The organism is Polynucleobacter hallstattensis, assembly GCF_018881835.1.
Taxonomy (GTDB): Bacteria; Pseudomonadota; Gammaproteobacteria; order Burkholderiales; family Burkholderiaceae; genus Polynucleobacter; species Polynucleobacter hallstattensis.
In genome coordinates this window covers 755,616-781,648 of sequence record NZ_JACVPO010000002.1, presented here as the reverse complement: position 1 = coordinate 781,648, position 26,033 = coordinate 755,616, and the positions used below count along the sequence as shown (strand labels likewise).

General features: G+C 45.5%; 29 protein-coding genes. 15 read left to right on the top strand and 14 right to left on the bottom strand.

The features are described 5' to 3' along the window. Positions 1 to 53: 53 nt before the first annotated feature. The 4 genes from ICN26_RS10435 to ICN26_RS10420 form a co-directional block, all read right to left on the bottom strand. The gene (locus ICN26_RS10435; RefSeq protein ID WP_216268320.1) at positions 54 to 2,066 is read right to left on the bottom strand and encodes a TRAP transporter permease; all 2,013 of its coding nucleotides are present in this window, start codon (positions 2,064 to 2,066) and stop codon (positions 54 to 56) included. Positions 2,067 to 2,142: 76 nt separating this feature from the next. Next, a complete protein-coding gene (locus ICN26_RS10430; RefSeq protein WP_216268319.1) occupies positions 2,143 to 3,093 on the bottom strand; it encodes a TAXI family TRAP transporter solute-binding subunit in 951 nt (316 codons plus the stop codon). A gap of 28 nt (positions 3,094 to 3,121) precedes the next feature. Continuing rightward, positions 3,122 to 4,048, bottom strand: a complete 927-nt coding sequence (locus ICN26_RS10425) for a dihydrodipicolinate synthase family protein (protein ID WP_216268318.1) — start codon at positions 4,046 to 4,048, stop codon at positions 3,122 to 3,124. A gap of 12 nt (positions 4,049 to 4,060) precedes the next feature. Further along, positions 4,061 to 4,990 (bottom strand): 2-hydroxyacid dehydrogenase, encoded by a 930-nt coding sequence (locus ICN26_RS10420; protein WP_216268317.1) that lies wholly within the window; start codon positions 4,988 to 4,990, stop codon positions 4,061 to 4,063. 84 nt (positions 4,991 to 5,074) lie between these two features. Here ICN26_RS10420 and ICN26_RS10415 point away from each other — a divergent pair, with 84 nt between their 5' ends. Continuing rightward, on the top strand, positions 5,075 to 6,016 hold the full coding sequence (locus ICN26_RS10415) for a 3-hydroxyacyl-CoA dehydrogenase family protein (protein ID WP_216268316.1): 942 nt from the start codon (positions 5,075 to 5,077) through the stop codon (positions 6,014 to 6,016). A 16-nt stretch (positions 6,017 to 6,032) separates the two neighbouring features. On the opposite strand, the gene ICN26_RS10410 is transcribed toward ICN26_RS10415, so the two are convergent. After that, the gene (locus tag ICN26_RS10410; RefSeq protein ID WP_216268315.1) at positions 6,033 to 7,238 is read right to left on the bottom strand and encodes an MFS transporter; all 1,206 of its coding nucleotides are present in this window, start codon (positions 7,236 to 7,238) and stop codon (positions 6,033 to 6,035) included. A 44-nt stretch (positions 7,239 to 7,282) separates the two neighbouring features. Between ICN26_RS10410 and ICN26_RS10405 the strand changes: the two genes are divergently transcribed. After that, positions 7,283 to 7,963: a cytochrome b/b6 domain-containing protein gene (locus tag ICN26_RS10405; protein ID WP_216268314.1), complete on the top strand. Its 681-nt coding sequence runs from the start codon at positions 7,283 to 7,285 to the stop codon at positions 7,961 to 7,963. On the opposite strand, the gene ICN26_RS10400 is transcribed toward ICN26_RS10405, so the two are convergent. Together ICN26_RS10400 and ICN26_RS10395 are read right to left on the bottom strand one after the other, a co-directional pair. Continuing rightward, complete coding sequence (locus tag ICN26_RS10400; protein ID WP_216268313.1) at positions 7,964 to 8,416, bottom strand: c-type cytochrome; 453 nt, start codon at positions 8,414 to 8,416, stop codon at positions 7,964 to 7,966. Between the two features lie 61 nt (positions 8,417 to 8,477). After that, positions 8,478 to 9,140: a site-2 protease family protein gene (locus ICN26_RS10395; protein ID WP_216268312.1), complete on the bottom strand. Its 663-nt coding sequence runs from the start codon at positions 9,138 to 9,140 to the stop codon at positions 8,478 to 8,480. A gap of 28 nt (positions 9,141 to 9,168) precedes the next feature. Here ICN26_RS10395 and ICN26_RS10390 point away from each other — a divergent pair, with 28 nt between their 5' ends. From ICN26_RS10390 to crcB, 4 genes are read left to right on the top strand one after another with little or no spacing between them, the layout of a single operon-like run. After that, positions 9,169 to 9,336 (top strand): hypothetical protein, encoded by a 168-nt coding sequence (locus tag ICN26_RS10390; protein WP_216225094.1) that lies wholly within the window; start codon positions 9,169 to 9,171, stop codon positions 9,334 to 9,336. A 44-nt stretch (positions 9,337 to 9,380) separates the two neighbouring features. Further along, entirely contained in the window at positions 9,381 to 9,518 is a 138-nt protein-coding gene (locus ICN26_RS10385; RefSeq protein ID WP_170217005.1) for a hypothetical protein, read from the top strand. A gap of 9 nt (positions 9,519 to 9,527) precedes the next feature. Next, positions 9,528 to 10,307: a 4,5-DOPA-extradiol-dioxygenase gene (gene ygiD, locus ICN26_RS10380; protein WP_216268311.1), complete on the top strand. Its 780-nt coding sequence runs from the start codon at positions 9,528 to 9,530 to the stop codon at positions 10,305 to 10,307. A gap of 9 nt (positions 10,308 to 10,316) precedes the next feature. Then, positions 10,317 to 10,694 (top strand): fluoride efflux transporter CrcB, encoded by a 378-nt coding sequence (crcB, locus tag ICN26_RS10375; RefSeq protein ID WP_216268310.1) that lies wholly within the window; start codon positions 10,317 to 10,319, stop codon positions 10,692 to 10,694. A 15-nt stretch (positions 10,695 to 10,709) separates the two neighbouring features. Here the strand turns inward: crcB and ICN26_RS10370 are convergent, their stop codons facing one another. Genes ICN26_RS10370 through ICN26_RS10355 form a run of 4 tightly spaced genes read right to left on the bottom strand, consistent with a single transcriptional unit; the run spans position 10,710 to position 13,718 of the window. Further along, complete coding sequence (locus tag ICN26_RS10370) at positions 10,710 to 11,684, bottom strand: Bug family tripartite tricarboxylate transporter substrate binding protein (RefSeq protein ID WP_216268309.1); 975 nt, start codon at positions 11,682 to 11,684, stop codon at positions 10,710 to 10,712. Beyond that, positions 11,681 to 12,202 carry a chromate transporter gene (locus tag ICN26_RS10365; RefSeq protein WP_216268308.1) on the bottom strand — a complete coding sequence of 174 codons (522 nt, stop codon included), beginning with the start codon at positions 12,200 to 12,202 and terminating at the stop codon, positions 11,681 to 11,683. Before ICN26_RS10365 ends, ICN26_RS10370 begins: the two co-directional genes overlap by 4 nt. Then, positions 12,202 to 12,786 carry a chromate transporter gene (locus tag ICN26_RS10360; RefSeq protein ID WP_255534474.1) on the bottom strand — a complete coding sequence of 195 codons (585 nt, stop codon included), beginning with the start codon at positions 12,784 to 12,786 and terminating at the stop codon, positions 12,202 to 12,204. Before ICN26_RS10360 ends, ICN26_RS10365 begins: the two co-directional genes overlap by 1 nt. Further along, complete coding sequence (locus ICN26_RS10355; RefSeq protein ID WP_216268307.1) at positions 12,744 to 13,718, bottom strand: D-2-hydroxyacid dehydrogenase family protein; 975 nt, start codon at positions 13,716 to 13,718, stop codon at positions 12,744 to 12,746. Before ICN26_RS10355 ends, ICN26_RS10360 begins: the two co-directional genes overlap by 43 nt. A 75-nt stretch (positions 13,719 to 13,793) precedes the next feature. Between ICN26_RS10355 and ICN26_RS10350 the strand changes: the two genes are divergently transcribed. Next, a complete protein-coding gene (locus ICN26_RS10350; protein ID WP_216268468.1) occupies positions 13,794 to 14,096 on the top strand; it encodes an antibiotic biosynthesis monooxygenase family protein in 303 nt (100 codons plus the stop codon). 12 nt (positions 14,097 to 14,108) lie between these two features. Here the strand turns inward: ICN26_RS10350 and ICN26_RS10345 are convergent, their stop codons facing one another. Then, positions 14,109 to 14,876, bottom strand: coding sequence for a sulfurtransferase (locus ICN26_RS10345; RefSeq protein ID WP_216268306.1), 768 nt, complete (start codon positions 14,874 to 14,876; stop codon positions 14,109 to 14,111). Positions 14,877 to 14,966: 90 nt separating this feature from the next. Between ICN26_RS10345 and ICN26_RS10340 the strand changes: the two genes are divergently transcribed. From ICN26_RS10340 to ICN26_RS10315, 6 genes are all read left to right on the top strand, one after another. Then, positions 14,967 to 15,965: a tripartite tricarboxylate transporter substrate binding protein gene (locus ICN26_RS10340; RefSeq protein ID WP_216268305.1), complete on the top strand. Its 999-nt coding sequence runs from the start codon at positions 14,967 to 14,969 to the stop codon at positions 15,963 to 15,965. A 9-nt stretch (positions 15,966 to 15,974) separates the two neighbouring features. Next, positions 15,975 to 16,526, top strand: a complete 552-nt coding sequence (locus tag ICN26_RS10335) for a carboxymuconolactone decarboxylase family protein (protein WP_216268304.1) — start codon at positions 15,975 to 15,977, stop codon at positions 16,524 to 16,526. Between the two features lie 3 nt (positions 16,527 to 16,529). After that, positions 16,530 to 17,729: a methyltransferase gene (locus tag ICN26_RS10330; RefSeq protein WP_216268303.1), complete on the top strand. Its 1,200-nt coding sequence runs from the start codon at positions 16,530 to 16,532 to the stop codon at positions 17,727 to 17,729. 145 nt (positions 17,730 to 17,874) lie between these two features. Next, the gene (locus tag ICN26_RS10325) at positions 17,875 to 18,438 is read left to right on the top strand and encodes an energy transducer TonB (protein WP_216268302.1); all 564 of its coding nucleotides are present in this window, start codon (positions 17,875 to 17,877) and stop codon (positions 18,436 to 18,438) included. 64 nt (positions 18,439 to 18,502) lie between these two features. Then, complete coding sequence (gene hemP / locus ICN26_RS11100) at positions 18,503 to 18,616, top strand: hemin uptake protein HemP (RefSeq protein WP_369411832.1); 114 nt, start codon at positions 18,503 to 18,505, stop codon at positions 18,614 to 18,616. A 93-nt stretch (positions 18,617 to 18,709) separates the two neighbouring features. Then, entirely contained in the window at positions 18,710 to 20,767 is a 2,058-nt protein-coding gene (locus ICN26_RS10315; protein WP_216268300.1) for a TonB-dependent receptor family protein, read from the top strand. A gap of 41 nt (positions 20,768 to 20,808) precedes the next feature. Here ICN26_RS10315 and ICN26_RS10310 read toward each other — a convergent pair whose 3' ends face one another. Then, complete coding sequence (locus ICN26_RS10310; protein WP_215304897.1) at positions 20,809 to 21,231, bottom strand: VOC family protein; 423 nt, start codon at positions 21,229 to 21,231, stop codon at positions 20,809 to 20,811. 124 nt (positions 21,232 to 21,355) lie between these two features. Between ICN26_RS10310 and ICN26_RS10305 the strand changes: the two genes are divergently transcribed. Beyond that, a complete protein-coding gene (locus ICN26_RS10305; protein WP_216268299.1) occupies positions 21,356 to 23,107 on the top strand; it encodes an IlvD/Edd family dehydratase in 1,752 nt (583 codons plus the stop codon). Positions 23,108 to 23,276: 169 nt separating this feature from the next. Here the strand turns inward: ICN26_RS10305 and ICN26_RS10300 are convergent, their stop codons facing one another. Next, a complete protein-coding gene (locus ICN26_RS10300) occupies positions 23,277 to 24,425 on the bottom strand; it encodes a Fic family protein (RefSeq protein ID WP_216268298.1) in 1,149 nt (382 codons plus the stop codon). Between the two features lie 432 nt (positions 24,426 to 24,857). Between ICN26_RS10300 and ICN26_RS10295 the strand changes: the two genes are divergently transcribed. Next, entirely contained in the window at positions 24,858 to 26,006 is a 1,149-nt protein-coding gene (locus ICN26_RS10295; RefSeq protein WP_216268297.1) for a hypothetical protein, read from the top strand. The last annotated feature ends 27 nt before the right edge of the window (positions 26,007 to 26,033 follow it).

Here is a 26,033-nt window from a genome sequence, read left to right as displayed (position 1 = left end):
AATCCCGCTCAAAAGGCGGGATTTTTTTATGATCTTGAACTACTTCAATATGTTCAGGTAGATTTGGGATTGAGTTTGTAATGAGTAATGAGTTGGGTGATCAGTACCAAAGCAAACCCAATAAAACCAATGAGATCAGCCTCCGTGGAGGGATAGGCTAAAGCCACCCCGGAGATCACCATAATGACGCGCTCAAATACTTTGGTTTTTTCAATAAACCAACCCTGCAAGCCACCAGCTAAACAAATGATGCCAACTACAGCAGTAAATGAAATCCATGCAATCTGCGTCCAGTCAGCCTGCTCTAGTGCACTGGTAGACCCCATCAGGAGCAAGCTCACGCCTGATTTATCGAGGACAAACATAAATGGCACCAAGATTGCTGGGGCAACGTATTTCCAAGTTTGTAAAGTGGTTCTATAGGGATTGCCTTTACAAATTGCGGCTGCAGCAAATGGAGATAAAGCTGTTGGGGGCGACACCTCAGAAAGTACGGCGTAATAGAAGATGAACATGTGCGCAGCAAATGCAGGCACACCTAAGTTAATGAGTGCCGGCGCAGCAATCACAGCGCAAATAATATAAGAGGCGGTTACTGGTACTGCGAGGCCAACGATCCACACAATCAATGCTGTAAAAATGGCCGTTAGCAGCAATGAGCCTCCCGCATATTGAATCACGATGGAACTAAATTTGAGACCTAGGCCAGTGAGGGTAACAGTACCAACGATGAGGCCTGCACCTGCACACGTTGCCGCAATCGCCAATACGCCCGTAGAACCAGATGAGAGCGCCTTCGATAAGCTGGATCGATAAAGACCAGAAATGAAAGGTTCTTTACCTTTGAACCAGGCCCATGGAATGATTGCGGTATCTTCGCGCAACATGCTAGACAGCGCAGAAACAACGGTAGCCCAAAAGACTGACATCACTGGCGAGAAGCCAAACATCATGAAAACTACAATAGAAATCAAAGAGAAAAAATGAAACCAATATTTTTTAGTTAACTGCCAGGCGCTTTCTGCGGATGGAAAATGAATATTTTTCATACCGTACTTACGTACGTCAATTTCAACCATGACAAACAAGCCAAGGTAGAACAAAATTGTGGGGATAGTTGCCATGAGCAACACATCTAAGTAGGAGATTTTGAGGAAGTCGGCAATCAGAAAGGCGGCCGCTCCCAATACTGGTGGTGAGATGATCGCACCAAGTCCGCCTGCAGCCAAAAGACCACCCGCGGCATTTTTTTCGTAACCTACTTTTTCAAGCATAGGTGCAGCTACAGAGCCGACCGTGACGGTAGTTGCCACACCGGATCCTGATGGGCCACCCATGAGGAAGGAGGACAAGACAATCGTTCTACCTACCCCAGATGATTTGCCGCCCATTGCGGCAAAAGAGAAGTCGATAAAGAATTTTCCCGCGCCAGTAAATTGTAAAAAGGCGCCAAAGATAGTGAAAAGAATAATCAGAGTCGCAGAGACGTCGACTGCGGTGCCATAAATACCCTCAAGACTCATATACATATAACCCACGAGCCGATCTAAGTCGTAACCTTTGTGAGTCCATGGGGCGGGAAGGTAATTGCCAAAGAAGGCATATAGCAAGAAAAGTACTGTAACGGTGACGAGCACCATGCCATTAGTTCTTCTCACGCCCTCAAGAATGAGCAGGATGAGGGCGATACCAACCATGACATCGGTAGAATTTGGGGCGGTGTTTCTGTCCATGAGATTATCGCCGCCGGCCATAATGTAATAAGCAATGGCAATGGAGCCTATGGCAAATAAAACATCCCAAAACTTCAATTTATTTTTAAAACGAGCGGCAATCGGAAAGCTTAAGAACACTAAAAACAAAACCAAGGCAACGTGGATGACTCTAAGCTGATGCGTTGGAACGATCGAATAAGCTGCATATAGATGAAATAAAGACATGCCTATTGCTACCAGCGTAATGAATACGGCCAGCATACCTTTGTAGTCGTTAGAATCACCCTCCTCTTGTTTAATGAAGGCATCTAATTTTTCTTGGGTTTCGTTATCAATTACATTTTGATTCATGTCTTAATCAATCTATTTTTATATTTATGTACGGCAATAAAGCAGAAGGGGTGAGATTGACTCACCCCGATATCGCTTAGTTTACTTTGATACCTTTTTCTTTAAAGTACTTTAGTGCGCCTGGATGATAGGCAATCGGTGAGGCATTTGCTTTTTGGTTTTCTAACTTGATATTTCTGTACTCAGCATGTGAGCGGACGAGTTCAAGTTGGTTATCAAAAATAGCCTTAACAATTTTGTATGCCTCTGCATCAGACATCGTAGCGTTCACAACCAAAAGATTGGCAACCGCTGCTACTTTGTTATCTTTCTCCATGCCGCTATAAGTTTGCTTTGTAATCTCGGATGGGAAATAAAGATTGCCATATTTTTTATTCATAGCAGGGACTTCAGCATTAGTGTCTACCATGACAATTTTCATGCCAGGACTGTTTGCTAAATCGGTTACAGCAGCAGTTGGTAAGCCACCTACCCAAAAGAAGGCATCAATCTTGCGGTCTTTTACAGCGTTGACAGATTCTGCAACGCTCAAACGCTCACGCTTGACATCTTTGTCTTTGTCCAGCCCTGCAGCCTCTAACAAGCGAAAAGCCATTACTTCTGTAGCACTGCCTGGTGCGCCTGTACTGATGCGCTTACCTTTGAGGTCTTTCATGGTCTTAATGCCAGTGGATTCCACGGTAGCAACGTGCATGAGGTTTGGATACAGAATCAGTAAATTGCGTAAATCTACTGGCTTGCCCTTAAATTTATCCTCACCATCTTTAGCATCTTTAGCAGCATCAGCCATTGAGAAGCCAACGTATGGTTTACCAGTGCCAACGAGTTTTAAATTATCTACTGAACCACCTGTCACTTCAGCAGTTGCTGACATTCCTGGTACATGCTTGGATAACACTGAGGCTAGGCCTCCACCCATTGGGTAATAAACGCCGCCGGTACCACCGGTTGCGATAGAGATGTTTTGTGCTTGTGCAGCACCGAACAACATCGTGATAGATACGGCAATTGCTTTTATAAGTTTCATTTTTGTCTCCTGTTTTGCATCTATTAAATTAAAGGCCTGGCATGCTGAAATTAATTTTTTGTAGCTCACTCAATAGCTTTGCTTGCTGGTCTGCACTCAGTTGCATCAGTGGTGGGCGCACGCGCAACCACTCTGAATCCTTACTGTAATGCGCAACCGCAGTTTTCATACCGGCAATCATTTGATATTGAGCAAATATAGAGCGTACTTGATCTAAAGCAGTTTGCCGTTGATCTGCATCAGATTCTTTCCAGTGCGCTGCTAAATGGGAGATAGCCCCCGGGTTTACGTTAGCTGTGGCAGAGATACAACCTACGCCACCAGCGTGCAAGGTGCGCATGAGAAAGACTTCGCTACCAGCATAAACGCGGAAACCGGAGGGTGCTAACAGTTTAATCACGGATTCTGTGTAAGCCCAATCACCGGAACTATCTTTCATGCCAACGATCGTCTTTGGATAGGCTTTGGCGAGACGCTCTAATAAAGAGAGGCTTAAATTAATCTTAGTAACTGGTGGAATGTTGTAAATATAAATTTGTAAACCAGCATCACCTACTTTTTGGATGACTTCTGAGTAAAAGGCGAACAGACCATCATCAGTGACATCTTTGTAATAGAACGGTGGCAACATCAATACGCCGGCACATTGGTGTTGAACTGCATGACGGGTCATCGTGACAGTGGCGTCAATCGAAGTTGCGCCGGTACCAGGCATCATATGGGCGGGATTCAAGCCGCCTTTAATGAGTGCTGTTAGCGTATCCATTTTTTGTGGAGCTGAAATAGAGTTGGCCTCTGAATTTGTACCGAAGATTGCTTGTCCAACACCATTAGCTTCGAGCCATTGGCATTGCTTGAGCAATTTTTGTGCATCAGGGCTACCGTCAGCTTTAAACGGAGTCAATACAGGCGAGAGTACCGCAGGTAATGTTGAGGGATGTAAGGTAATAGTCATACTTGCTCCGTTTTAATTTTTTACTTCGGTCAGAAGTGGTTTTTTATTATAGAAAGCTTCTAAATTATCTATCGCTAAATTTGTCATTAATTGCCGTGTTTCGGAGGTTGCACTTCCAATATGCGGAGTTAATAGAACATTATCGATATTTAAGAACCCTGGGTTTGGATTTGGTTCATTTTCAAACACATCGAGCGCTGCCCCAGCAATCCATTTTTGCTGCAGTGCAACTAAAAGTGCAGCCTCATCTACTACGCTACCGCGTGCAATATTAATAAGATAGCCTTGAGGTCCGAGAGCTTCTAAGACTTCAGCATTGATCATTTTTTCTGTTTCTGGGGTGGCAGGGCAAGCGAGAAAAAGGACGTCAGATGCCTTTGCCAAAGATTGAATGTCGGAAAAGTACTCGTAGGGCAGCTCTTTTCGCGTCGGGCCGGTATAGGCCAAATTAACCTTAAAAGGCTCTAAGCGTTTTGCCAGATCTTGTCCAATGCGACCCATGCCTGCAATCCCGACCTGTTTACCAGCAAGCGTTGTGGTGACGGTAAATAAACCCTTGGACCAAGCAGTACTTTTAACAAACTCGTGCGCCTGTGGAATACGACGCAATAAACCAAAGAGCATGCCAATCGCCAGCTCGCAAACTGCGTCATTTAAAACACCCGGAGTATTGCTAGCCTTGATTCCATTGACCTTCAGGTAGTCCAGAGGAAGATTGTCATAACCTACGCCACAAGTAGCCACCATCTTTACCGTAGGAAGCTTCTCAAGTAATTGGGCGGGTAGCTGAGTGTTTGAGCGAATCAAAATACTCTCATAAGAGCCTGGAGGTAGATTGGCGTTGAGATCGGGAAAGCGAACCGGGCTAATGCGCCGGTCAATTGCCGCTTGCATTACCTCAGGAAATTGCCCGACCTGCAGCACTGAATTGACTGGGATCATGTCTCACTTACTTTTTTATTGGAATAATGAAGGCATTGTAAGAGGATTTTTGATCCTTATCTTGCCCCTGAAGGAGAAATTGAGATGTTATTTACCCCATCTGAAACTAAGGTCGTTATCGTTGGTGGCGGCACTATGGGCGCTGATGTAGCTGCTGTTTGCGCACGCGGGGGCTGTGCGGTTCAGGTGCTGGAGCCCACTACCGAGCGCCGTGCACTTTTACCGGATTACTTTGCCAACACCATGATCGATCTTGGTTATGAGCACCGCCTTCACTTACTCTCTACAGCAGGCTCCCTGGAGGAAATAGATTGGTCAGAAATCGATTTAGTGATCGAGTGCGTGCCTGAGCGCTTGGATATCAAGCAAGAGTTATTTGCCAAACTAGAGCAATATGCAAAACCAGAGGCGGTCTTGGCGAGTAATAGCACCAGCTTTCCAATTAGTGATATTTCAGCGGGACTGAAAACAGCGGCACGGATGATTGGCTTGCATTTCTTCATGCCTGCGCATCTAGTGCCTTGCGTAGAAGTGGTTTACGGTGCAAAGACTTCGCCGATGGTGGGCGAAAGCCTTTCTCGTCTGATGACAGCTTGCGGCATGGTTCCCGTAACTGTGAAAAAAGATTTGCCAGGTTTCTTGGCAAATCGCTTGCAGCATGCCTTGTCCCGCGAAGCCTTCGCAATGGTTGATGCTGGGATTGCTAGCTTAGAAGATATCGATAAGGCCGTACGTTTTGGCTTTGGCTTTCGTTACATCGCTGCAGGACCTGCAATGCAGAGAGATCATGCTGGATTGGATGTGCATGGTGCCGGTGGCGCAACGATTTATCCAACCCTCAATAACTCCCCCGATATTGCCAAATGCTTAAGTGATCGCATCGCTAGTGGCAAGCTGGGTATGAAAACCGGCGAGGGTTTTTATGCTTGGACTGCAGAGACCATGAAGGCGGAGCGAGAGCGCTACCAGGAGGCCTTGCGCGAAGGTCTAAAGATTATTCAAAAAGATCTGCCTCAGATTGACTAAGACTAACTAAGTCGATTTAGGTAAGATCTTTGAGATTGAGTTTTCTGAGTTGGGGTGCAAGCTTGTAGGTCAGCAAGACAACTAGCAAGGTCGCACCTCCACCAAATACGATTGACGGAATAAGCCCCATAAGACTCGCTGCAATGCCAGATTCAAGTGCCCCCAATTCATTGGAGGAGCCAATAAATATCCCATTGATTGCACTGATCCTGCCCCGCATCTGATCTGGGGTAGTCAATTGCATAATGCTGCCACGGATGACTACCGAGATAGAGTCAAAGCAGCCGGAAATGAATAAGAAGAGTGCACAAAGCCAAAGATTGTTTGAAAGTCCGAAGGCAATAATGGAAATCCCGAAGCCTCCAACCGATAGCAATAAATGCCTTCCAGAATCTTCCAGCAGTGGTCGACGCGCTAAATAAAGACCTGTAATAACGGCTCCAGCTGCTGGTGCCGCCCTCAGAATTCCCAAGGTTTCTGGACCAGCATTAAGAACCTCCTTAACAAAAGCGGGGAGTATAGATACTGCGCCACCAAATAGCACGGCAAACATGTCGAGCAGCATGATGCTGACAATCAGTTCGTGTTTTCGTACGTAATTGAAGCCTTCCAAAAAGCTTTTGAGGAAATCATTACTCATACCCTCTGACTTTTCATGTTTGATGCGAATAAAGCTCACTCCATATAGGCCGACAGCTCCACTCAATGCAGCCAGCGCATAGGTCCACTCCAACCCAGCAAATCCAATCATGAGCCCGCCCAGACCTGGTCCAGCTACTACGCAAATCTGAAATGCAGAGGATGCATATGCGGTATAGCGCGGCATTTGATCTCGGGGAATAATTTGTCCAAAGATGGCCTGATAAGAAGGACGCAATAGTGCGCGAGCTAAACCTAAAAAAGCTACCGCTGAATAAATCAAGAGAACGGGCGGCGCTAACCAGTCAAGTGCTATTGCAACTAGAAATAAGGCAACGGCAATATGGAAAGTGCAAGCAATCGCAGCGATCCATTTCCGAGAATGGCGATCTACTGCATGGCCAGCATAGAGTGCTAACGCAAAGTAGGGAATCAGCTCCGCAAGACCAATTAGGCCAAGAGAAATAACGCTATTGGTAATCTCATAGATATGCCACCCCACTGCAACCATCATGATTTGATAGCTCAAGGTTGCGCCTATACGGTAGAGCAGCAGAGTTTTAAAGGCTTGGCTAGTTTTCATGAATTTTTCTTATTCTAAAGGGGGTAGTGATTTATTCTTTAGATATGAAAAAAATCATCCGCGTTTGGGATTTGCCGATTCGCTTGTTTCACTGGCTCTTGGTTGCCGGCATTATTCTGAGTTTTGTTACTGTCAAGATCGGCGGAAATGCGATGAGTTGGCATGCGTTTTCTGGATACTGCGTATTCAGCTTGATTGTCTTCAGAATCATATGGGGCTTTGTTGGCTCTTACCATGCGCGCTTTATTCATTTTGTAGCAAGTCCAAAGGACTTAATACGTTTTCTGAGCGGTAAAACTAAGGTGGGGCTTGGCCACAATCCCTTGGGCGCATTGTCTGTTCTGGCTTTACTTTTTTCAGTTGGACTTCAAGCGGTAACCGGTCTTTTTGCAAATGATGACATTTCCTTTGAGGGGCCTTTTGCAAAATATGTTTCTAATGATGCAGTACAGCTGTTTACGTCAATTCATTATTTTAACGAGAACATTCTCATTATTTTGATTGCACTTCATCTGTGCGCGATCTTGTATTACCAAAAATTCAAAGGTGAGAATTTAATCAAACCCATGTTAGTGGGTGATAAAGAAATTGACCCAAGCGAAACAGAAATCAATCCCTCTGCAGACTTGGGTCAGGCTTCCAAGGATGGAAGTTTGCAAAGAGGCTTTGCGCTATTACTACTCAGCCTCATTGCGATAACTCTGGGTTACTTCATTTCTAGGTGATTACTTTTTCTTAAAGTCATCATGACAACCTTTGCAGGTAGCGCCTGCTGCACCAAAAGCCTTTTTAATTGCTTCTTGATCACCTGACTGCGCAGCGGTATTCAGATTGGCAACAGCCAACTGCATTTTTTCACCAGCTGCTTTAAATTTAGCGTTATCTGACCATACGCCTGGAAGTGCATTACCACCCTCTGTACCTGGGCTAAATGCTTGCCATGGCAAAGTCGAGATCATGGCAACAACTGCCGCGTTTTTCGCTACTTCATCTTTATTAAATGGCACCTCGCCTTTAACAACCGCAGCAATTTTTCCAAAGGAATTGGCCATCACAGTAAAAGCACTTTGACGATATTTAATAGCGTCTTCTGGTTTTTTAAATTGTGCATAAGCAAGGCCTGTTCCTGAGACTAGTGCGGGCATGATGGCGGCCAAAATTACATGTTTTAGTTTCATAGTTAAGCTCCAGTGAGGTCAGTGGGTTACTGTTGATGAGTTCGAATTTTTTTAGAATACTTCAGAAAAGCATTTGCAGGGGAAGTGTGACAAAGTAAACAACACTCTTAAAAAAGGCCGTCAAGGGCTCCATCCAAAAGCTGCCAATGATGCCTGTAAAGACGAGGGCTAGAACGATAAAGAATCCGTAAGGCTCTAGTTTTCCGAAGGCGATGGATTGTCGTGCTGGCAGTAAGCTGGCCAGAATGCGACCTCCATCTAGTGGGGGTAGCGGAAATAGGTTAAACACGAGTAAGACTAAGTTCCAGGTGATTCCCGCTTGAGCCACAGCCAAGAGAAATCGCTCATTGACGTCAAAACCAAAGAGGGTAATTAAGTAGATGGCCCAAATGAGGGCTTGGATGAAATTGGATCCAGGCCCAGCTAAGGCCACCCAGATGGAGTCAATTCGAGGGTTGCGTAGTCGCCCAAAATTGACTGGTACCGGCTTGGCATAACCCACTAAAAAGGGGGAACCACTCAGAATCAACAGTAGGGGAATAAGAATAGTTCCCACCGGATCTATATGTTTAATGGGGTTGAGGCTGACTCTCCCGAGCATATAAGCGGTATTGTCGCCAAATTGACGGGCTGCATACCCATGGGCAGCCTCATGAATCGTAATGGCGAAAATCAAAGGAATCGCATTAATGGCTACAGCTTGGATAGAATAGTCAGTAAACATGGCAATATGATATCCATAGGAGCAAAAAGTGACTGACGATAAAAAACCTGAATCAAAAACCCCCGCTAAGCCTGTAGTAGCTAAGCCCGTAGCCCGTCCACCAGCCCCCAAAGGCCCATCCGGCCCAGGCGGTAGGCCTCAGGCAGGCTTTGGGGGTGGAAAAGCCATGATGCGCAAGGCTGGTCGCGGCCGATAGTGGATAATTAAGCTATCAAATAATGTGTTTAATAGGGAATTAGCATGAACGAATGGCATAAAGAGTCAAAAGAAGAAGTTAATAAGAAAATCATCACCTTGATCGTGATGTTGGCAGCCGCTACTAGTTTGGCTATTTTGTTTGCATTGGTTGCAGCTCACACTGGCTACGTATTTGGCTAATCTGCATTAATGACTAGCCATCGCCAACCTGCAGTATTTGCTGGCCATGGCAGTCCGATGTACGCCATTGAGCCCAATCGCTATACGGCTGCTTGGGCCAATCTTGGTAAATCACTCAAACGCCCAGATGCCATCTTGGTCATCTCGGCCCATTGGGTAACCCGTGGAGTTTGGGTTACAGCAATGGCTAAACCCAAAACTATTCATGACTTTGGTGGATTTCCTCAAGCCTTGTTTGATATTCAATATCCAGCACTAGGTAGTCCTGCGCTGGCAGATCGCGTAAAAGAATTATTGGATGTTCCCGTGGTGCTTGAGGAGAACGAGTGGGGTGTTGATCATGGCGCATGGTCTGTTCTGACATACCTCTATCCAAATGCAGATGTACCGGTAGTACAACTAAGTCTAGATGGCTCCATATCTGCGAGTGAGCATTACGAGCTTGCTAAAAAATTGCGTCCTTTGCGTGACGAGAATATCTTGATCTTGGCTAGCGGTAATGTTGTGCATAACTTGCGCACCATTCATTGGGAGGAGGGTGCAACACCTTATCCATGGGCTAGAGAGTTCAATGATTTTTTTGTTTCTGAGATGCATGCAAATCATCACGACAATTTAATTCATTGGGAGCAGTGTGGTGATGCCGCGCATTTATCTATTCCGACCCCTGAGCATTATTGGCCAGCTTTGTATGTGCTTGCCCTACAAGAGCAAGGTGAGGCTCCTAAGGTATTGATCAATGGAGTGGAAATGGGATCCATTAGCATGCTGACTTTCTCAATCCAATAAATATCTAATATGTGGCCATCTATTTTTGCAATTTTTTGTGGTGCTGGTCTTGGAGCCTTGCTAAGGGCGGGCTTTAATCTCGCAACAGTCAGCCTTGCCTCAACCCTGCCATTAGGAACTTTTATTTCCAATATGGTTGGCGGGTATTTCGTCGGAATTGCCGTGGCCTTTTTTGGTAACAACCAAAGTCTCTCCCCCGAGTGGAAGTTATTTGTGATTACCGGTTTTTTAGGTGGCCTTACTACCTTCTCTAGCTTTTCTGCTGAAGTGGTCGGTTTTATGCAGCGTGGCGAAGTGAGCTGGGCACTGGGTACTGCGCTCCTACATTTAGCTGGCTCACTCTGCTTAACTTTTTTAGGTATTCTGACTTACCAGGCACTGAAGTAAGTTTGCGTATCTAGCTTACTCGGGCTTGATGTTTCCGGCCCTAACCACAGCACTCCATTTTGCAGCCTCTGATTTGATCAGGGCTGCAAAATCGGCGGGACTACCACCGCCAATTTCATTTCCTTGGGAGAGCATTAACTCTCTTAGCTGTGGATCTTTCAGCGCCTCATTAGCGGCCTTATTTAATGTGTCGATAATGCGCTTAGGTGTGCCAGCAGGCGCAATAAATCCTTGCCAATTGAGTACTTCCACCTTAGGGTAGCTCAGCTCTGCAAAGCTGGGTACATTTGGAAATAGTGGAGATCTCTTTTTACTCGTGATGGCAATAGGACGCAGTTTATCTGCTTTGATATTGGGAACTGCAGAGTACATCTGATCAAACATCATATCGACGTTACCTGCCATCAAATCCGTTAAAGCAGCAGAACCACTCTTATAGGGCACATGAATCATTTGAATGCCGGCATTTTGCATAAACAGCTCAGCTGAGAGTTGATGACTGCCACCGATTCCTCCTGAGGAGAATGTCAGAGTCCCTGGTTTTGCCTTAGCTGCTGCAACAATATCTTGAATAGTTTTGTACGGGGAATTTGGGTTCACCACCAGAATTAGTGGACCCTTTTCTATTAGGATGATGGGGGTCAGATCCGTCTCTGGGTCATACCGTAAATTGCCAAAAAGCGTTTTGTTTACCGCCATTGGTGCAAAGTTTCCCATCCCAATGGTGTAGCCATCTGGCGCAGCTTTTGCAATAAACTCAGTGCCGATATTTCCACCGGCACCTGGTTTGTTATCAATCACAATAGCTTGCTTCAGAATGATGCTCATTTTCTGAGCCAGTTGTCTGCTCCGAGAATCTGCACTGCCACCTGCACCATAAGGCACTATTAAATTAATTGATTTGTTAGGGTACGTATTTTGAGCCTGCGCAGTCAGCGCTAACGAGAGCGCCAAGCCAGGAATTAAAGTGCGAAGTAAGGTAAGTTTCATATCAATCCCATTAGTCCAAGGGCTGCGCCCAGTGCAATCAAATATAAAGGGTGCCAGCGGGTAAATACCGTCAATCCAATAGTGAGTAGAGTCAATCCATATGCAGCATAGCTATGATTGATTTGCAGCGCAATCTGCCATGCAGAGGAAAGCACTAAGCCAATTGCTAGTGCTGCAGCAGCATACTGAATCGCCTTCTTTTTTTGTTCATCATTCATACTCAGGATCAGCCGTTGTACAAAGTACACCAAAATAGATGATGGCCAGGCAATAGCAAAAGTAGCTAGTAGCGCCCCTAGGACCCCTCCAACATGCCAGCCGATTAGGGTAACCGTCATGAAATTCGGGCCGGGAGCAGCTTGCGCAATTGCAAAGTAATCAGCAAAAGTTTGTAGGTCGATCCACTGCTCTTGATTAACTGATAGCTCCAAGAGACTGGGAAGTAATGCATTAATCCCGCCGAAGGCAATGAGAGAAAAAGCAGAAAGCTTTAAGAATAGACTGAGAAGTATGCCCATCACTTACGCGCCTTCTTAAATGCTAAAAGCAAAGCAAGCGGTGATACCAGGAGAACAACCCAGCCAAGGCCTAAATGGAAATAGCTTGCGGCTACCACTGTCAGGGCTACGACCAATAGCATTGCGGGATATTTAAACTCATCACGCAACATTTTGATGCCGGTAGAGGCAATTAATCCTACGCCCACTGCAGAGATACCTCTGAGTAGTCCTTGAATATTTTCTAAATTGCTGTAATGCTGATACAAGACTGCTAGCAACATCACAATGCAGATTGGCCCAAGAGTCAGACCAAGCGCTGCGGCAAAGGCACCCTTAGCTCCACAAAGACGAGAGCCAATGCAGACGGCAAGATTGAGAATATTGGGCCCTGGAACAATTTGACATATTCCAAGAATGGCGCTGAACTCTTCTGAACTCAGCACCTTATCTCGCTCTACCAAAGTACGGCGAGCCCAAGGCAACACCCCACCAAAACCAGACATACCGATTTTGCTAAAAGTAATAAATAATTCTGTTGGAGTCAGCGTTTTCAAAAGCGTTAAGGCTGGTATGGATAAGGTGCTGGCTTTTGATCCAACCATGCCTCCAGAGTTTCAGTAATCCCTTGAGAGAACATTTTGAATACAGGTTCAGCGATAAAGCCTAAGTGGGGAGTTACCAATAGATTTGGGGTATTGCGTAAGGGATCATTGGACGGTAATGGTTCAATATCAAATACGTCAACAGCAGCTTGGCCGGGGCAACCTTTTTTGAGGGCGGCGCATAAGTCGGACATATTAATCAATGCAGAGCGCGAGGTATTAACCAGGAGGGAGTCTGGACGCATTAAGGCGAGTTGATCGGCGCTGATGAGGCCTTTAGTTCCAGGGCCTGCTACTAAGTGCAAGGTAACTACTTTTGATGTGCGTAGTAATTCATCGAGACTGACGGAGCTTGCATTTTCAATTGCAGCGCGTTCAGGAGTCATATTGGGACTCCAGGTGACAATCTCCATACCGAATGCCTTGCCAACGCGAGCAACAGCGCTGCCGATTGCGCCAAGACCAATAACGCCCAAACGCTCACCCGAGAGCATGGGTAGAACGGAGAGTTCATCGCGCCAGCCACCGGAGCTCACCAGATTATTTTGGCGAACCAATTGTTTTGAAGCGCCCAAAATTAATGCCCAGGTTAACTCGGCAGTAGTTTCTTTCGAAGGGCCTCCAGGCGAGCAGGCAATCGGAATGTTGCGAGAAAGAAGGGCGGCGCTATCTAGCGTGCCATTCCGCTTGCCTGTGAACATCAATAATTTGAGCTTTGGCAGCCTCGCAATCATAGCTTCGTTAAATGGGGATCGGTCGCGTACGATGGCAATCACATCAGCGTCTTTGACTGCCTCATACAAGGCCTCATCCTTTAAAGGCTCATGATGAATGATGAGGTTTGAATTTTGCTCTATCCGGTCCCATTGAGAGAAGCGACGCAGAGCGCGCTCGTAATCTCCTAGGATGACAATATTGGGTAAATTGGCCATGACTCTCTTTGCTGATTTGTTATTCTGCTTGAGTTTACTATCGATCACTGAGTAATTTTGACAAAGGAAATCCCCATGATTTTGGAGCACTGCGATATTGAAATTGACCCAACTAAGGGTGCTGAATTTGAAGAGGCTATTGTGCGTGGCGTCAATACGGTGATAGCTAAAGCTAAAGGCTTTCAGGGCTTTAAGGTGAATCGCAGTATCGAAAGTCCTGCCCGTTATTTATTGTTGATTTACTGGGATACCCTGGATAACCATACAGTCGACTTTAGGGGGTCAGATGCTTTTGCTGATTGGCGAGCTATTGTCGGGCCATTCTTCGTAAAACCCCCTTTTGTTGAGCATATGACTTTAGTGGGTAAATCGAGCTAGTAACTTCAGTAATTACGCGCTTTGTTTTTTTCGGATTGAGCGCTCCAGTGGGATGGTGTCTAGATTGGGTTCTAGCGCTTCCCGCTCATCAAATACAAAACAGCTGCCGGTGTAATGTGCGGAGCCTACTTCTTCAAAGTACTTGAGAATGCCGCCTTCAAGCTGATAACTGTGTTGCATGCCAATTTCGCGCATGTACAGCCCGGATTTTTCACAACGAATTCCGCCGGTACAAAAGCTTACTAAAGTTTTATCAGCTAGCTCATCTTTATGTGCAGTGATGGCCTCGGGAAATTCTGTAAATTTCTCGATATTGAAATGCAGTGCATTTTCAAAAGTTCCATACTCAACTTCAAAAGCATTGCGTGTATCGACCATGACGACCGGGCGTCCTAAATCATCTGTTCCACGATCAAGCCACTCTTGTAATTTTTTTGGTGTGATGAAGTTGGCGCGACCCTCTTCCGGACGAATCGCTGGATGATTCATTCGAATAATTTCATTCTTAATTTTGACCAGCATCTTCTTAAAGGGCTGCGTTTCAGACCAGCTATCTTTGGTTTGCAGGGGTGCAAAACGCGGATCCTGGCGCAAGTAATCTAGAAAGCTACGCAATGCTGGTTCGCTTCCAGCTAAGAACATATTGATACCCTCACCAGTCAAGAGAATGGTGCCCTTTAACTCGCCAGAATTACACTCATCCAAGATCTTGGTGCGTAGCTCAGTTAAATTGTCTAGACTGACAAATAAGTAAGCAGCTATGTTCAAAATTGGTTTCATGGGTAATCTCATCTTGCTCTGGCATCTATTATCAAACAAGCGGCGAGGATGGGTGGTAATCTTGCAGTCTTAATCGAGGGAGACGTTGTTATGCCGATTTACTTGAAAATAACTAAAAAAGCGCTTTTATTTAGCCTATTTGTGATGTTTGCTGGTTCTTTTGCTAGCGCTCAAACTACCGGTGTGGGCGCTTGGCCCACTCAAAAACCGATTCGTCTGATTGCTGTTTTCCCGCCAGGGGGCTCTGTGGATCAAGTGGCGCGCACCTTGGCCCCAGCATTACAAGCGGAATTAAAGCAAAACGTCATTGTTGAAAATATTGGTGGGGCATCTGGTGTGATTGGAACTGCTGCTATGACAAGGTCAGATCCCGATGGTTACACCTTTGCAGTGGTATTTGACACGCACGGTGTCAATCCAATCCTCAAAGATAAGCTCCCATATGACACGATTAAAGATATAGCGCCTGTGACCTTAATTGGCACTTCACCGATGGTATTAGTCGCTAGTAAGAATTCTGGGATCACCAGCTTTAAGCAGTTGGTAGACCAGTCTAAGGCTGGCAAACCATTTAGTTATGGATCTATTGGCATTGGTAGCTTGGGTCACTTAGCGATGGCACGTTTAGCTAAGCAAGCAGGCTTTGATTGGAATCACGTTCCTTACCGTGGTGGAGGCCCATTGATGCAAGATGTACTGGGTGGTCAAGTTCCACTGGCTGTTGGCTCAGAATTCTTAGTGAAGCCCCATGTCGATAGTGGCGGTGTTATTCCCTTAGTAATCACTACCGCCAAAAGATCTCCTGAGTTGCCGAATGTGCCAACGATTGCTGAAAGTGGTTTCCCTGGATTTAATGCGCCAGCATGGTGGGCAGTATTGGCCCCAGGTAAAACCCCACCAGCAATTGTGAATGCCATGAATGAGGCTGTCACTAAAGCATTAAAAACACCAGCTGTATCGGAGAAACTGAAGTCTCAAGGGATTCAGATTGTCGCCGGTAACCCAGAAACTTTGCGTGACTTTATCGGTAAGCAAATTGCGATTTGGGGTAAGTTCGTGATTGAGAACAATATTAAAGAAGCGCAATAAGGAATTGATATGAGTGAGCGTTTAATCCCCTATCAGCCGATGGACTTATCTGAGCCTGCTGAGTTGGTAGCAGCTATTCGTAAAAGACGTGGTGGCCAGTTTATTAATTTGGATCGCATGCTGTTACATAGCACCCCCATTGCCGAGGGTTGGAATCATTTCGTGGGTGAGATTCGCAATAATCTCTCCTTGGATCCAAAGCTGCGCGAGCTTGCAATGTGTGGGGTGGCTGTTCTTAATGGCGCCGAATATGAATTTTTTCACCACGCCCCGCCGTTTATTAAAGCAGGTGGTACTGAAGAGCAAGTTCAAGCACTACGTTTAATTGGCCAGCCAAGCTTTCCTAGCCCCTTATTTTCTACTATTGAAAATGATGCAGTAGCACTCACATTTCAGATGACGCGCAATATCCAGGTTGATAGCGCTCTGATGAAACGTTTACAGTCCGCTTTGGGAAATACCGATACCGTTGAGCTTGTCACTGTAGTGGCAGCTTACAACATGGTCTCTCGGTTTTTGATCGCCTTAGATGTCAATCCTGAGGAGCATCCTCCTGAGTAATTCATGAACGAGGGTAGCTCCATTTATTGGGAAGAGGGTGGCCAGAATTGCTGCGCAGTTTGGCATTCTGAAAATGGCATAGCAGCACATAAAAAAGTGGTGATTGCCGACGATACATTAACGGCAGATGATGCTTATCATTTGGCATGTGAAGGTACGGCTATTCTTTGGAAGGGCGATTTCCAAAACGCTAGACAGCTATTGCAGGCTTTAGTTCGTCGTATAGATAAACCATCAAAAAAATCAAAGCGTGCCGGCAAGAGAATAGATAAGTCTAATGATGTCATCCCTAAGAAAACAGCAAAAGATATTTTTAATCAACACCGCTTGATTCAATCTCAGCGTGCCCGAATACTAGGTATGTTGTTAATCCAATGCAATCCGGATCACACCATCCCCTTACGTCGTGCGCCCGATATCACGCAAGCATGTTCAGAGGTGTATGGCACCGTTGATCAGTCTTATGTAGTTTCTTTGCGTGAGCTCTTGGGCGTAGTCAGCGCTCATGAATGGCGCAAAAATGGATTACCTATTCTGGCTGATGAAAATGGCGAGCCAATTTACGTTTACCCTCATTACGGCGTTTTCTCACCTGTTCGGGGTGAGTACATTGAGTTAGTTTGTAGCGCCCCTTTACCCAAATCCCTTGATGGGGCATCCATAGCTTTTGATATTGGTGTTGGTACTGGTGTGCTGTCGATTATTTTGGCAATGCGGGATGTCCAAAAAATTGTTGCCACTGATCAAGATGATCGAGCGTTTATATGTGCCAAAGAAAATATTGCACTCCTAGGTTTGGGTTCTCAAATAGACATTGTGAAGGCCAATTTATTTCCAGCAGGAAAGGCTTCATTAATTATCTGTAACCCACCATGGGTGCCTGCAAGACCTAGCTCCTTATTAGAGCATGCGGTCTATGATCCAGAGAGTCAGATGCTTAAAGGATTTTTAGCGGGATTGAAAGAACATTTGCTGCCTCAAGGTGAGGGCTGGTTGATTCTGTCTGATTTGGCTGAGCATCTTGAACTCAGATCCCGACAAGAACTACTCTCTTGGATTGAAGACGCCGGATTAGTTGTTCTTGAACGTATTGATACCAAACCTAAACATCCGAAAGCATTTGATGATTCAGACTCTCTTCATTTTGCAAGAGCAGCTGAAATCACTTCACTCTGGCGCTTACAAATTCATCAGAAGCATTAGCTTAATCTAGTAAGCCTTCCTAATGTCCTTGGAGCAAGCAGGCCTTTGATTTAAAGGGTTGTTGGCGCGCAAAACATCCAATAAAATAAATGAGAATGATTATCATCTTTCATATTTGAGTTGATGTATTTAAGGGCTTTATTTCTTGATAGGAAAAAAATTAAAGATTAGTGCGTCTAAGCTCATTCCTCTTTGGGTGATTGGTATTCATATTTCCATTATTTTTGGAGTGGGGATATTTCAAGAGAGGGCTCCACAGACTTTTGCAACAGAGAGGTTCTCTATCAGTTTGAGGGACTCGCTTGATCATCGCGCTGTATCTAAAGTATCAAAACAAACTCAGGACATCAATATCACTCCAAGTTACCTTGCATCAACGCTTGCGAAGGACTTCAGTAATCATGAGCCAAGCATGTTGTCTCCAGTAGCTAGAACTTTTCGTGATAGAGATATATTTTTCAATCCAAAACCCATTTACCCCCTTTTAAGTAGGCGTATGCGTGAGCAAGGGGCCGTTCAACTCAAGTTATGTATTGATGGTCGAGGGCGCGTTGAACATGTTCAGTTGGTCAAAAGTTCTGGCTATGAAAAACTAGATAGATCCGCCATAGAGGGTGTTAGAGAGTGGAAATTTTCTGCTCTAGAGACTAAGGATCAAGCCTTATCTCACTGCTACCATCTCCCGGTCCACTTCAGGTTAGAGACTTAAATTGGAATCAGAGTTAAATGTCTCGACAGCAGATTTTGTAAATCCTCAATCGAGTTTGAACAAGGTGATTGCCAGTACGACTTTATTTGGCAAAGATAAAACCCTTGTCATCATCCATGATGGCGAAAGATATATTTTAAGAATTACTAAATTAAAGAAGCTTATTTTGACTAAATAGTGATGCACTAAGCACCCTAATTTATTAGCCAGCAAAAGTATTTTGATATGCGATTAGCCAGCGATTTGATGTTTTTATCTCTGGAGATTGCATATGAAGCAAAAAAAATTGGCCTGGGCTTTACGCTTAGCCTTAGTTTTCGGATGTTCCTTAAGCTTGGGTATTGGGGCTAAGGAAATAGATTTACCAAGAATGGATATTGTCGGCAGCGAGGAAAATGCGCGTTCGAAAATTCCGGGTACAGTCGATGTGATTAATCAAAAGCAGTTAGAGTTACTTCAACCCTTATCTATTCAAGATGCCCTTAAGACTATTCCTGGCATCAATATACGAGGCGATGAAGGTGGCTTAGGTTCCATTCCTAATATTGGGATTCGTGGGCTGAATCCTAGTCGTAGTCAGAAAGTGTTGTTACTGGAGGATGGCGCTCCTATTCATCCTAGTCTATTTATTTCTAGCGCCTCTTATTACAGCCCGCCTGTTGATCGTATGAGCGGCATTGAAGTTTTAAAGGGGGCATCAGGCTTGCAGTATGGTCCTTCCAATATTGGAGGTGTTATTAATTACCTGACCAAGACTCCGGAGGAGGGCTTTAAGCTTTCTGGTAAAGCGGGTAATTATGGTTATCAATTTGCCCAAATCGAGGCCGGCGGAAAGTCCGAAAGCAATGGAGCGATCGCAGGCATCAACATCATTAAGTCAGAGAGTGATGGGTATCAAGGCAATGGCTTCAAGATGTACGACATTCTTTTCAAGGGTGGGGTGGCCATTGATCAAAATCAATGGCTCAGCCTGAAATATACCCACTATGACAACAATATTAATACCTCATATGTTGGCTTGAGACCAAATCAATATGCTGCTCGATTTTCAGGAAATCCCGCTCCTAATGATTACTTTGTTACGCAGAGAAATGCGGTTGACCTCAACCATTCCTGGGAGCTCAGCGCCGGGACAAAGCTGAATACATTGCTTTACTGGAGTCGCCTAGATCGAGATTACTGGCGTCAAGTCGTTAGTGGCCGGACTTCAGACAAAACGAGTTTTACTCCGTGCAATGGTGATAATGATTGTATGTTCGGGCGCAACCGTGAATTTCAAATGCTCGGAGTAGATTCGCGTGTGACTCATGCCTATGAGGCAATGGGTATGAATAATGAGTTTGAATTCGGACTGCGCTTGCATACTGAGTCGCAATCAAACCAGCTAGTGGCATCCCGAAGCTTAGCTAAGTCTGGAAGAGTGTCGGGGCATGAAGAAAATAAAGCCAATTCAGTGGCTCTCTTTGCGCAAAATAGATTCTTGCTATCAAAAGACTTTGCAGTGACTCCTGGGATACGTATTGAAAGCTATAACCAATCTCGAAATAATGTCCTGACTGAAAAGTCAGGTAGCGCAAAGAATTTAGAAACTGTTCCGCAAATTGGAGCAAGCTGGCAACTGATTCCAGAGATACAGATTTACTCGAGCGTATATAAAGGATTTGCGCCTGCTCAATTAACAACTGCCATTAGTGAAAAGGGCGTGGATCAGCAATTGGATCCTGAGAGATCAACCAATTTCGAGTTTGGTCTAAGGGGATTTAATAATGGTTTTAGCTATGATGCGGCGATATTTAGCATGAACTTTAGTAATCAAATCGTCAATCAAAGTCTTGCTGCGGGTATTACTAAAGCCAATGGCGGCAAGAGCTTACATCAGGGCATGGAATTATCTTTAGGGTATGGACTTGAATCTGGATGGGGTCTGAGTGGGAATCTGACTTATATTCCAGTTGCTAAATTTGTTGGTAACTCATCCATGGGAAAAGATGGAAACCGTATCCCATACACATCAGAGTTGGTATCGAATTTAGGTATCAGCTATCAGAAAAATGGCCTCAATACTTTAGTTAGTCTGAATTACTTATCACCTCAATTTGCCGATTCAGCAAATACTGCTTTGCCAAACTCCATTGGCACTCTAGGGGAAATTCCTGCCATCACCACCGTGAATTGGAGTGCAAATTATGCTATCAATAAAAGTTTGAAAGTATTTGGTGTGGTGAACAACTTGTTGAACAGGCGCTATATTTCCAGTAGAAGTCCTGACGGGATTTTTGCTGGCGCACCCATCAATTTCCAGGCGGGTATGAGTTACCAGTTTTTCTGATGCAGTAGATTGCTTGCAGTCAGCTTCTCTATCTCGGCCGATTATTTAGCAAATAGTTGGCTGGGATCCTCAAATGCCTTGAACTCCAGGGCATTACCAGCAGGATCTAGAAAGAACATCGTAGCTTGCTCGCCTACTTTTCCTTTGAAGCGAATCTGTGGCTCGATGATGAACTTCATGCCACTACTGCTTAATCTATCCGCCAACGCATGCCAATCTGGCATTGTCAGCACCACCCCAAAGTGTTTTACGGGAACTTGATGCCCGTCAACCTCATTTGAAGCTGCATGACTGCATTCTTCAGGTGCTAGGTGGGCAACTAATTGATGCCCAAAGAAGTCAAAATCAATCCACTCATCGGAGCTGCGACCTTCCGCGCAACCTAAGGTGCTACCGTAAAAAGTGCGGGCTGCCTCTAAATTGTCTACTGGAAAGGCAAGGTGAAATGGTTGAATGTTGGACATAGCGACCCCTGATGAAATCTTGCTGGTTGTAGATACGATAATTTACAAAGTTTAGTATATTTAACTAAGAACTACATTGATATTCAACGGAGACTAAGATCTTGAGCATTCTATTGGGCAAGCTATGAGCAACAGTTCGGACGAGACCAAAAAACTGGCACCAGAGGGCGGGCTTCGCAAAGGCTTAACCAGTTATGGTGATAAAGGCTTCTCCTTGTTTTTGCGTAAAGCATTTATCAAGGGTGCTGGCTATACCAATAGCGCCTTAGATCGCCCCGTCATTGGCATTATTAATACTGGCAGCGCTTATAACCCCTGTCACGGCAACATGCCGCAATTGATTGAGGCTGTAAAACGTGGCGTGATGTTGGCTGGTGGCTTGCCGATGGATTTTCCAACAATCTCAATCCATGAAAGCTTTGCCGCTCCTACCAGCATGTATTTGCGTAACCTGATGTCAATGGATACGGAAGAGATGTTACGTGCTCAGCCGATGGATGCGGTAGTGATGATTGGTGGTTGCGATAAAACCGTACCCGCGCAAATGATGGGCGCTGCTTCTGCCGGTCTTCCAGCAATTCAGTTGATTACTGGCTCCATGCTGACTGGCTCCCATCGTAGTGAGCGTGTGGGTGCATGCACTGACTGTCGCCGCTATTGGGGAAAATTCCGTGCTGGCGAAATTGATGAAGCTGAAAAAGATGAAGTGAATGACCAATTGGTAGCTAGTGTAGGTACCTGCTCAGTCATGGGCACTGCTAGTACGATGGCATGTATCTCTGAGGCCCTCGGTATGACTGTGCCTGGTGGGGCAACGCCGCCAGCGGTCACTGCCGACCGCATTCGGATTGCAGAAGAAACTGGTACTCGCGCTGTGCAAATGGCAAAAGACGGCTTAACGATTGATAAGGTATTAACAGCAGATGCTTTTGAAAACGCGATGCGTGTTTTATTGGCGATTGGTGGCTCGACTAACGGCATCGTACATTTAGCTGCTATCGCTGGTCGTATGGGTCTAGAGATAGACCTGGATGCACTCGATAAGATGGGTGATGAGACGCCAGTGTTAGTCGATTTAAAGCCATCTGGTGATCACTACATGGAAAACTTCCATGATGCTGGTGGCATGACTACGCTGCTACGCGAGCTCAAGCCTTTATTAAAACTCGATGCGATGACGGTAACGGGTCGTACTTTAGGCGAAGAGATTGATGCAGCTCCGCCAAGCTTTAAGCAAGATGTAGTGCGCAAGTTCGATAACCCGATTTATCCACGTGGCAGCATTGCAGTTTTGCATGGCAACTTAGCGCCCGGTGGCGCCATCATCAAACAATCCGCGGCCAATGAAAAACTCATGGAGCATGAGGGCCGCGCTGTTGTGTTTGAAAACAGTGAAGACCTAGCCAATCGCATTGATAGTCCAGACCTAGATGTGACGGCAGATGATATTTTGGTACTGAAGAACATTGGCCCTAAAGGCGCACCTGGTATGCCTGAGGCGGGGTACATTCCGATTCCGATGAAGCTTGCTCGTGCTGGCGTAAAAGATATTGTGCGAATTTCTGATGGACGCATGAGTGGTACAGCGTTCGGAACCATTGTGTTGCACGTGACTCCAGAGGCCGCAGTAGGTGGACCACTGGCATTTGTAAATAATGGTGACCGTATTCGCTTGAGCGTGAAGAATCGTGAGATTAGTTTGTTGATCTCTGAGGAAGAGTTAGCCAAGCGTGCAAAAGAGAATCCAGTGATAGAGCCCACTGCAGAGCGTGGCTATCTCAAACTATTTTTAGATACTGTTACGCAAGCAGACAAGGGCGTTGACTTTGATTTCTTGCGAGCGGTAAAGATGGTGGGCAAAACACCAAAACGTTGAATCAAGATTGCGCAATATAAAGAGAGGCCTGATCATCGACCTCAACCTATACGGGTGCGAACAGCAAGTCTAGGTGCACCGGTGGCTAGCTCTGAGCAACCGATGGATCGTATTGCCCAGCACCTAGGCAATATGTGGATTTAACTAAGCATCAAGCTTGATATCAACCTTACTTTGAAATCAAATCAATGTAAGGTTGATAGCTAAAGCTGCGGTTGCGAGATTGACCAGTTACCTCGGTAACGATTCCAAGTCCTTCTAAAGTCCTGGCCGCAGCATTCGCAGTTGGAAAGGTTGTCTTTAGCTCTGCCTTGATGCGATCAATCGTAAAGCGCGGCATCATTGGTAACAATTCAAAGAGGCGCAAACTCGCAGGACTTGCATTTTGAGATGCAAGCAACAGACGCCTATCAGCTGATACTCTAGATGCCACTTCAATAATTCCTCTTTCAGCTGATGTAGCTGCCTCGGTAACACCTTCTAAAAAGAAGCTGACCCACGACTCCCAATCACCCTCAGTTCTGATAGCGCCAAGTAAGCGGTAATACTCCATTTGATGCTCTTTTAAGTAAGAGCTTAAATACATCAGAGGCTCTGGTAGCAAGCCAAAATATTCCATCAATGCCGCAATCAGAAGTCGCCCAATACGACCATTACCATCTAAGAATGGGTGAATGGTTTCAAACTGGGCATGAGCAAGGGCGATATTTACCAGACGCGGTAGACCATCATCTTCCTTGTGAATAAATTGCTCGAGATTGGTGAGAAGCTTAGGCACCTCATCTGCCGGCGGTGGAACAAAAACTGCATTACCCGGCCTTGTGCCACCAATCCAGTTTTGGGATTTACGAAGCTCACCCGGTTGCTTGCCTGTACCTCTTACGCCATTGAGCAGTAATTGATGGGCACTACATAAAAGACGAACGCTAATAGGCAGACCAGGCTCATCGCGCAAGTTTTCTCTAACAAACCGAAATGCTTGCATGTAGTTGGTGACTTCTTCAATGTCATCAGCATTCTTAATATCTAAGCCAGCCTCATCATCAAACAGGTCGGCGAGGGTGGCTTGAGTGCCTTCAATCTGGGAGGTCAGCAAAGCCTCTTTACGGATGGCGCCATAAAGCAACCAATCAATCGATGGCACTAAACCTGTCACACCAGATAGGCGCGCTAATGCGAGCTCAGCAGCTTGGTTTTGCTCTACATAACAGGCAGGTGAGAGCGCAGGATCTTTGGGTGGTAGTAACGCAGGAACAAATGCCTTAACGGATTCGCTAAGGGTAGTTGTAACAACGTAAGTACCGCTAACTCGGTTCATATTAAAGAGCTCTTTAATGTAAATATGTATATTAAAGGATTCTTTAATAAAGAGTCAAGCTATTAAAGTCCCCATTAATTAGGGGTAAATCAAGCTTGCAAGTGCTTTAAATGCAGATTTTACCCATTTCTACACCCAATTACACCCGATTGGTATTCCGTCAAGGGCGCTCCAAAGGGGGATGGCTTGCGCACCCTTGACGAGCCTTTATATATAAAGAAAAACGCCACCCTGGTGGGTGGCGTTGGACTGTTACGTACTACAAAATGGTGGGTCGGCGGAGATCGAACTAAAAGCCTCTTTCTGCTCTAAATACAGGTACTTGGAAGAGGTTAAAAGAGTTCGAATTTCACTAAGTACCCCCAAAAGTACCCCCACATTCCATCCTTACAATTTGCTTTAATTGTCTTCACATTGTGAAGGGGGTTATTGATGGAAAGAGAATCATACACACGCACTGAAATATATGAACTCCTGTGGACTGAGCCGGCCACTAAGGTTGCGCTGCGGATTGGGCTCTCCGATGTTGCCCTTGGCAAGTGGTGCAAGCAATACGGTGTACCAAAGCCGCCATTGGGTTACTGGGCCAAGCTGGAGCATGGGAAGATAGCAGTGCAGAGGCCTCCATTAGAGCCTTGGTGGAACGAGCATGATCCCCTGATACATGTCCGGACTCGGGATAAAGCGATCATGGAGGCTAGGTTAAATAAACCTGCTGAGCCCATTCCTGTCATAGAGATTTATAAGGGCAATAAATTCCATGAAGAGATCGAGAAGACCTTCAAAGACTTCCAGATGGAAAACCATTCCAAATTTGGAAGGTCAGAATCTAAAGCTGGCTTTGATGTCCAGATTGGTCCACATAGCGTTCCACGGGTAAAGCGAATACTTCAGACCCTCATCAACGAATTTATCTCTCGCGGCTATAGGCTGGGTGGTCATAGAAAATACTCCAATGCAGAAGTTACTGCATTTAAGAGGGATGATGACGTAGTGACAATTGAGTTCTATGAAGTAAGTACTAAGCCGCCAAAGCCAATGAAAAGAAAAAGCAGCTGGACTAGTGGTGGGCACACTCACTCATACATGATGGATATTGAATACATCCCATCTGGAAGGTTAGAGCTAAGAATTCGTCATAACGATATATATGGCTGGAAGATTGTTAAAGACTCTGAAAAGACTAGCGTTGAGGAGCAGCTTGGGAAATTGATAAATCTCATTGCTGAGCTTTCATTTGATGCCAAGATAGCAAGAGTGGAGCGAGAGGCTAGCGAAGCCAGAGAGCAGGCAGAGCGTAAGCGCCTAGCTGATATCAAATGGGCCAAGGAGGTCGATGCTTGGAAATGGGGTCAGCTCAAGGATGCAGCAGAGCGCTGGAATGAATTGGCCGTACTTAGAGAGTTTGTAAAAGCCATAAAGAGCAACAGGGTTGTAAGGCGTAAAAACAAAGAAGAGCTAGGCGGCTGGATAAGTTGGGCGCAAGAGCAAATTAACGCAAGGGATCCAATTTATAAGGTGGCAAGCGGTATGAGTCTGCCCGGACAGAATGAGCCCATTAGAGACGATGGATTTGAATAAAGTTTTCCGAGTACGCACTCGAGAAAG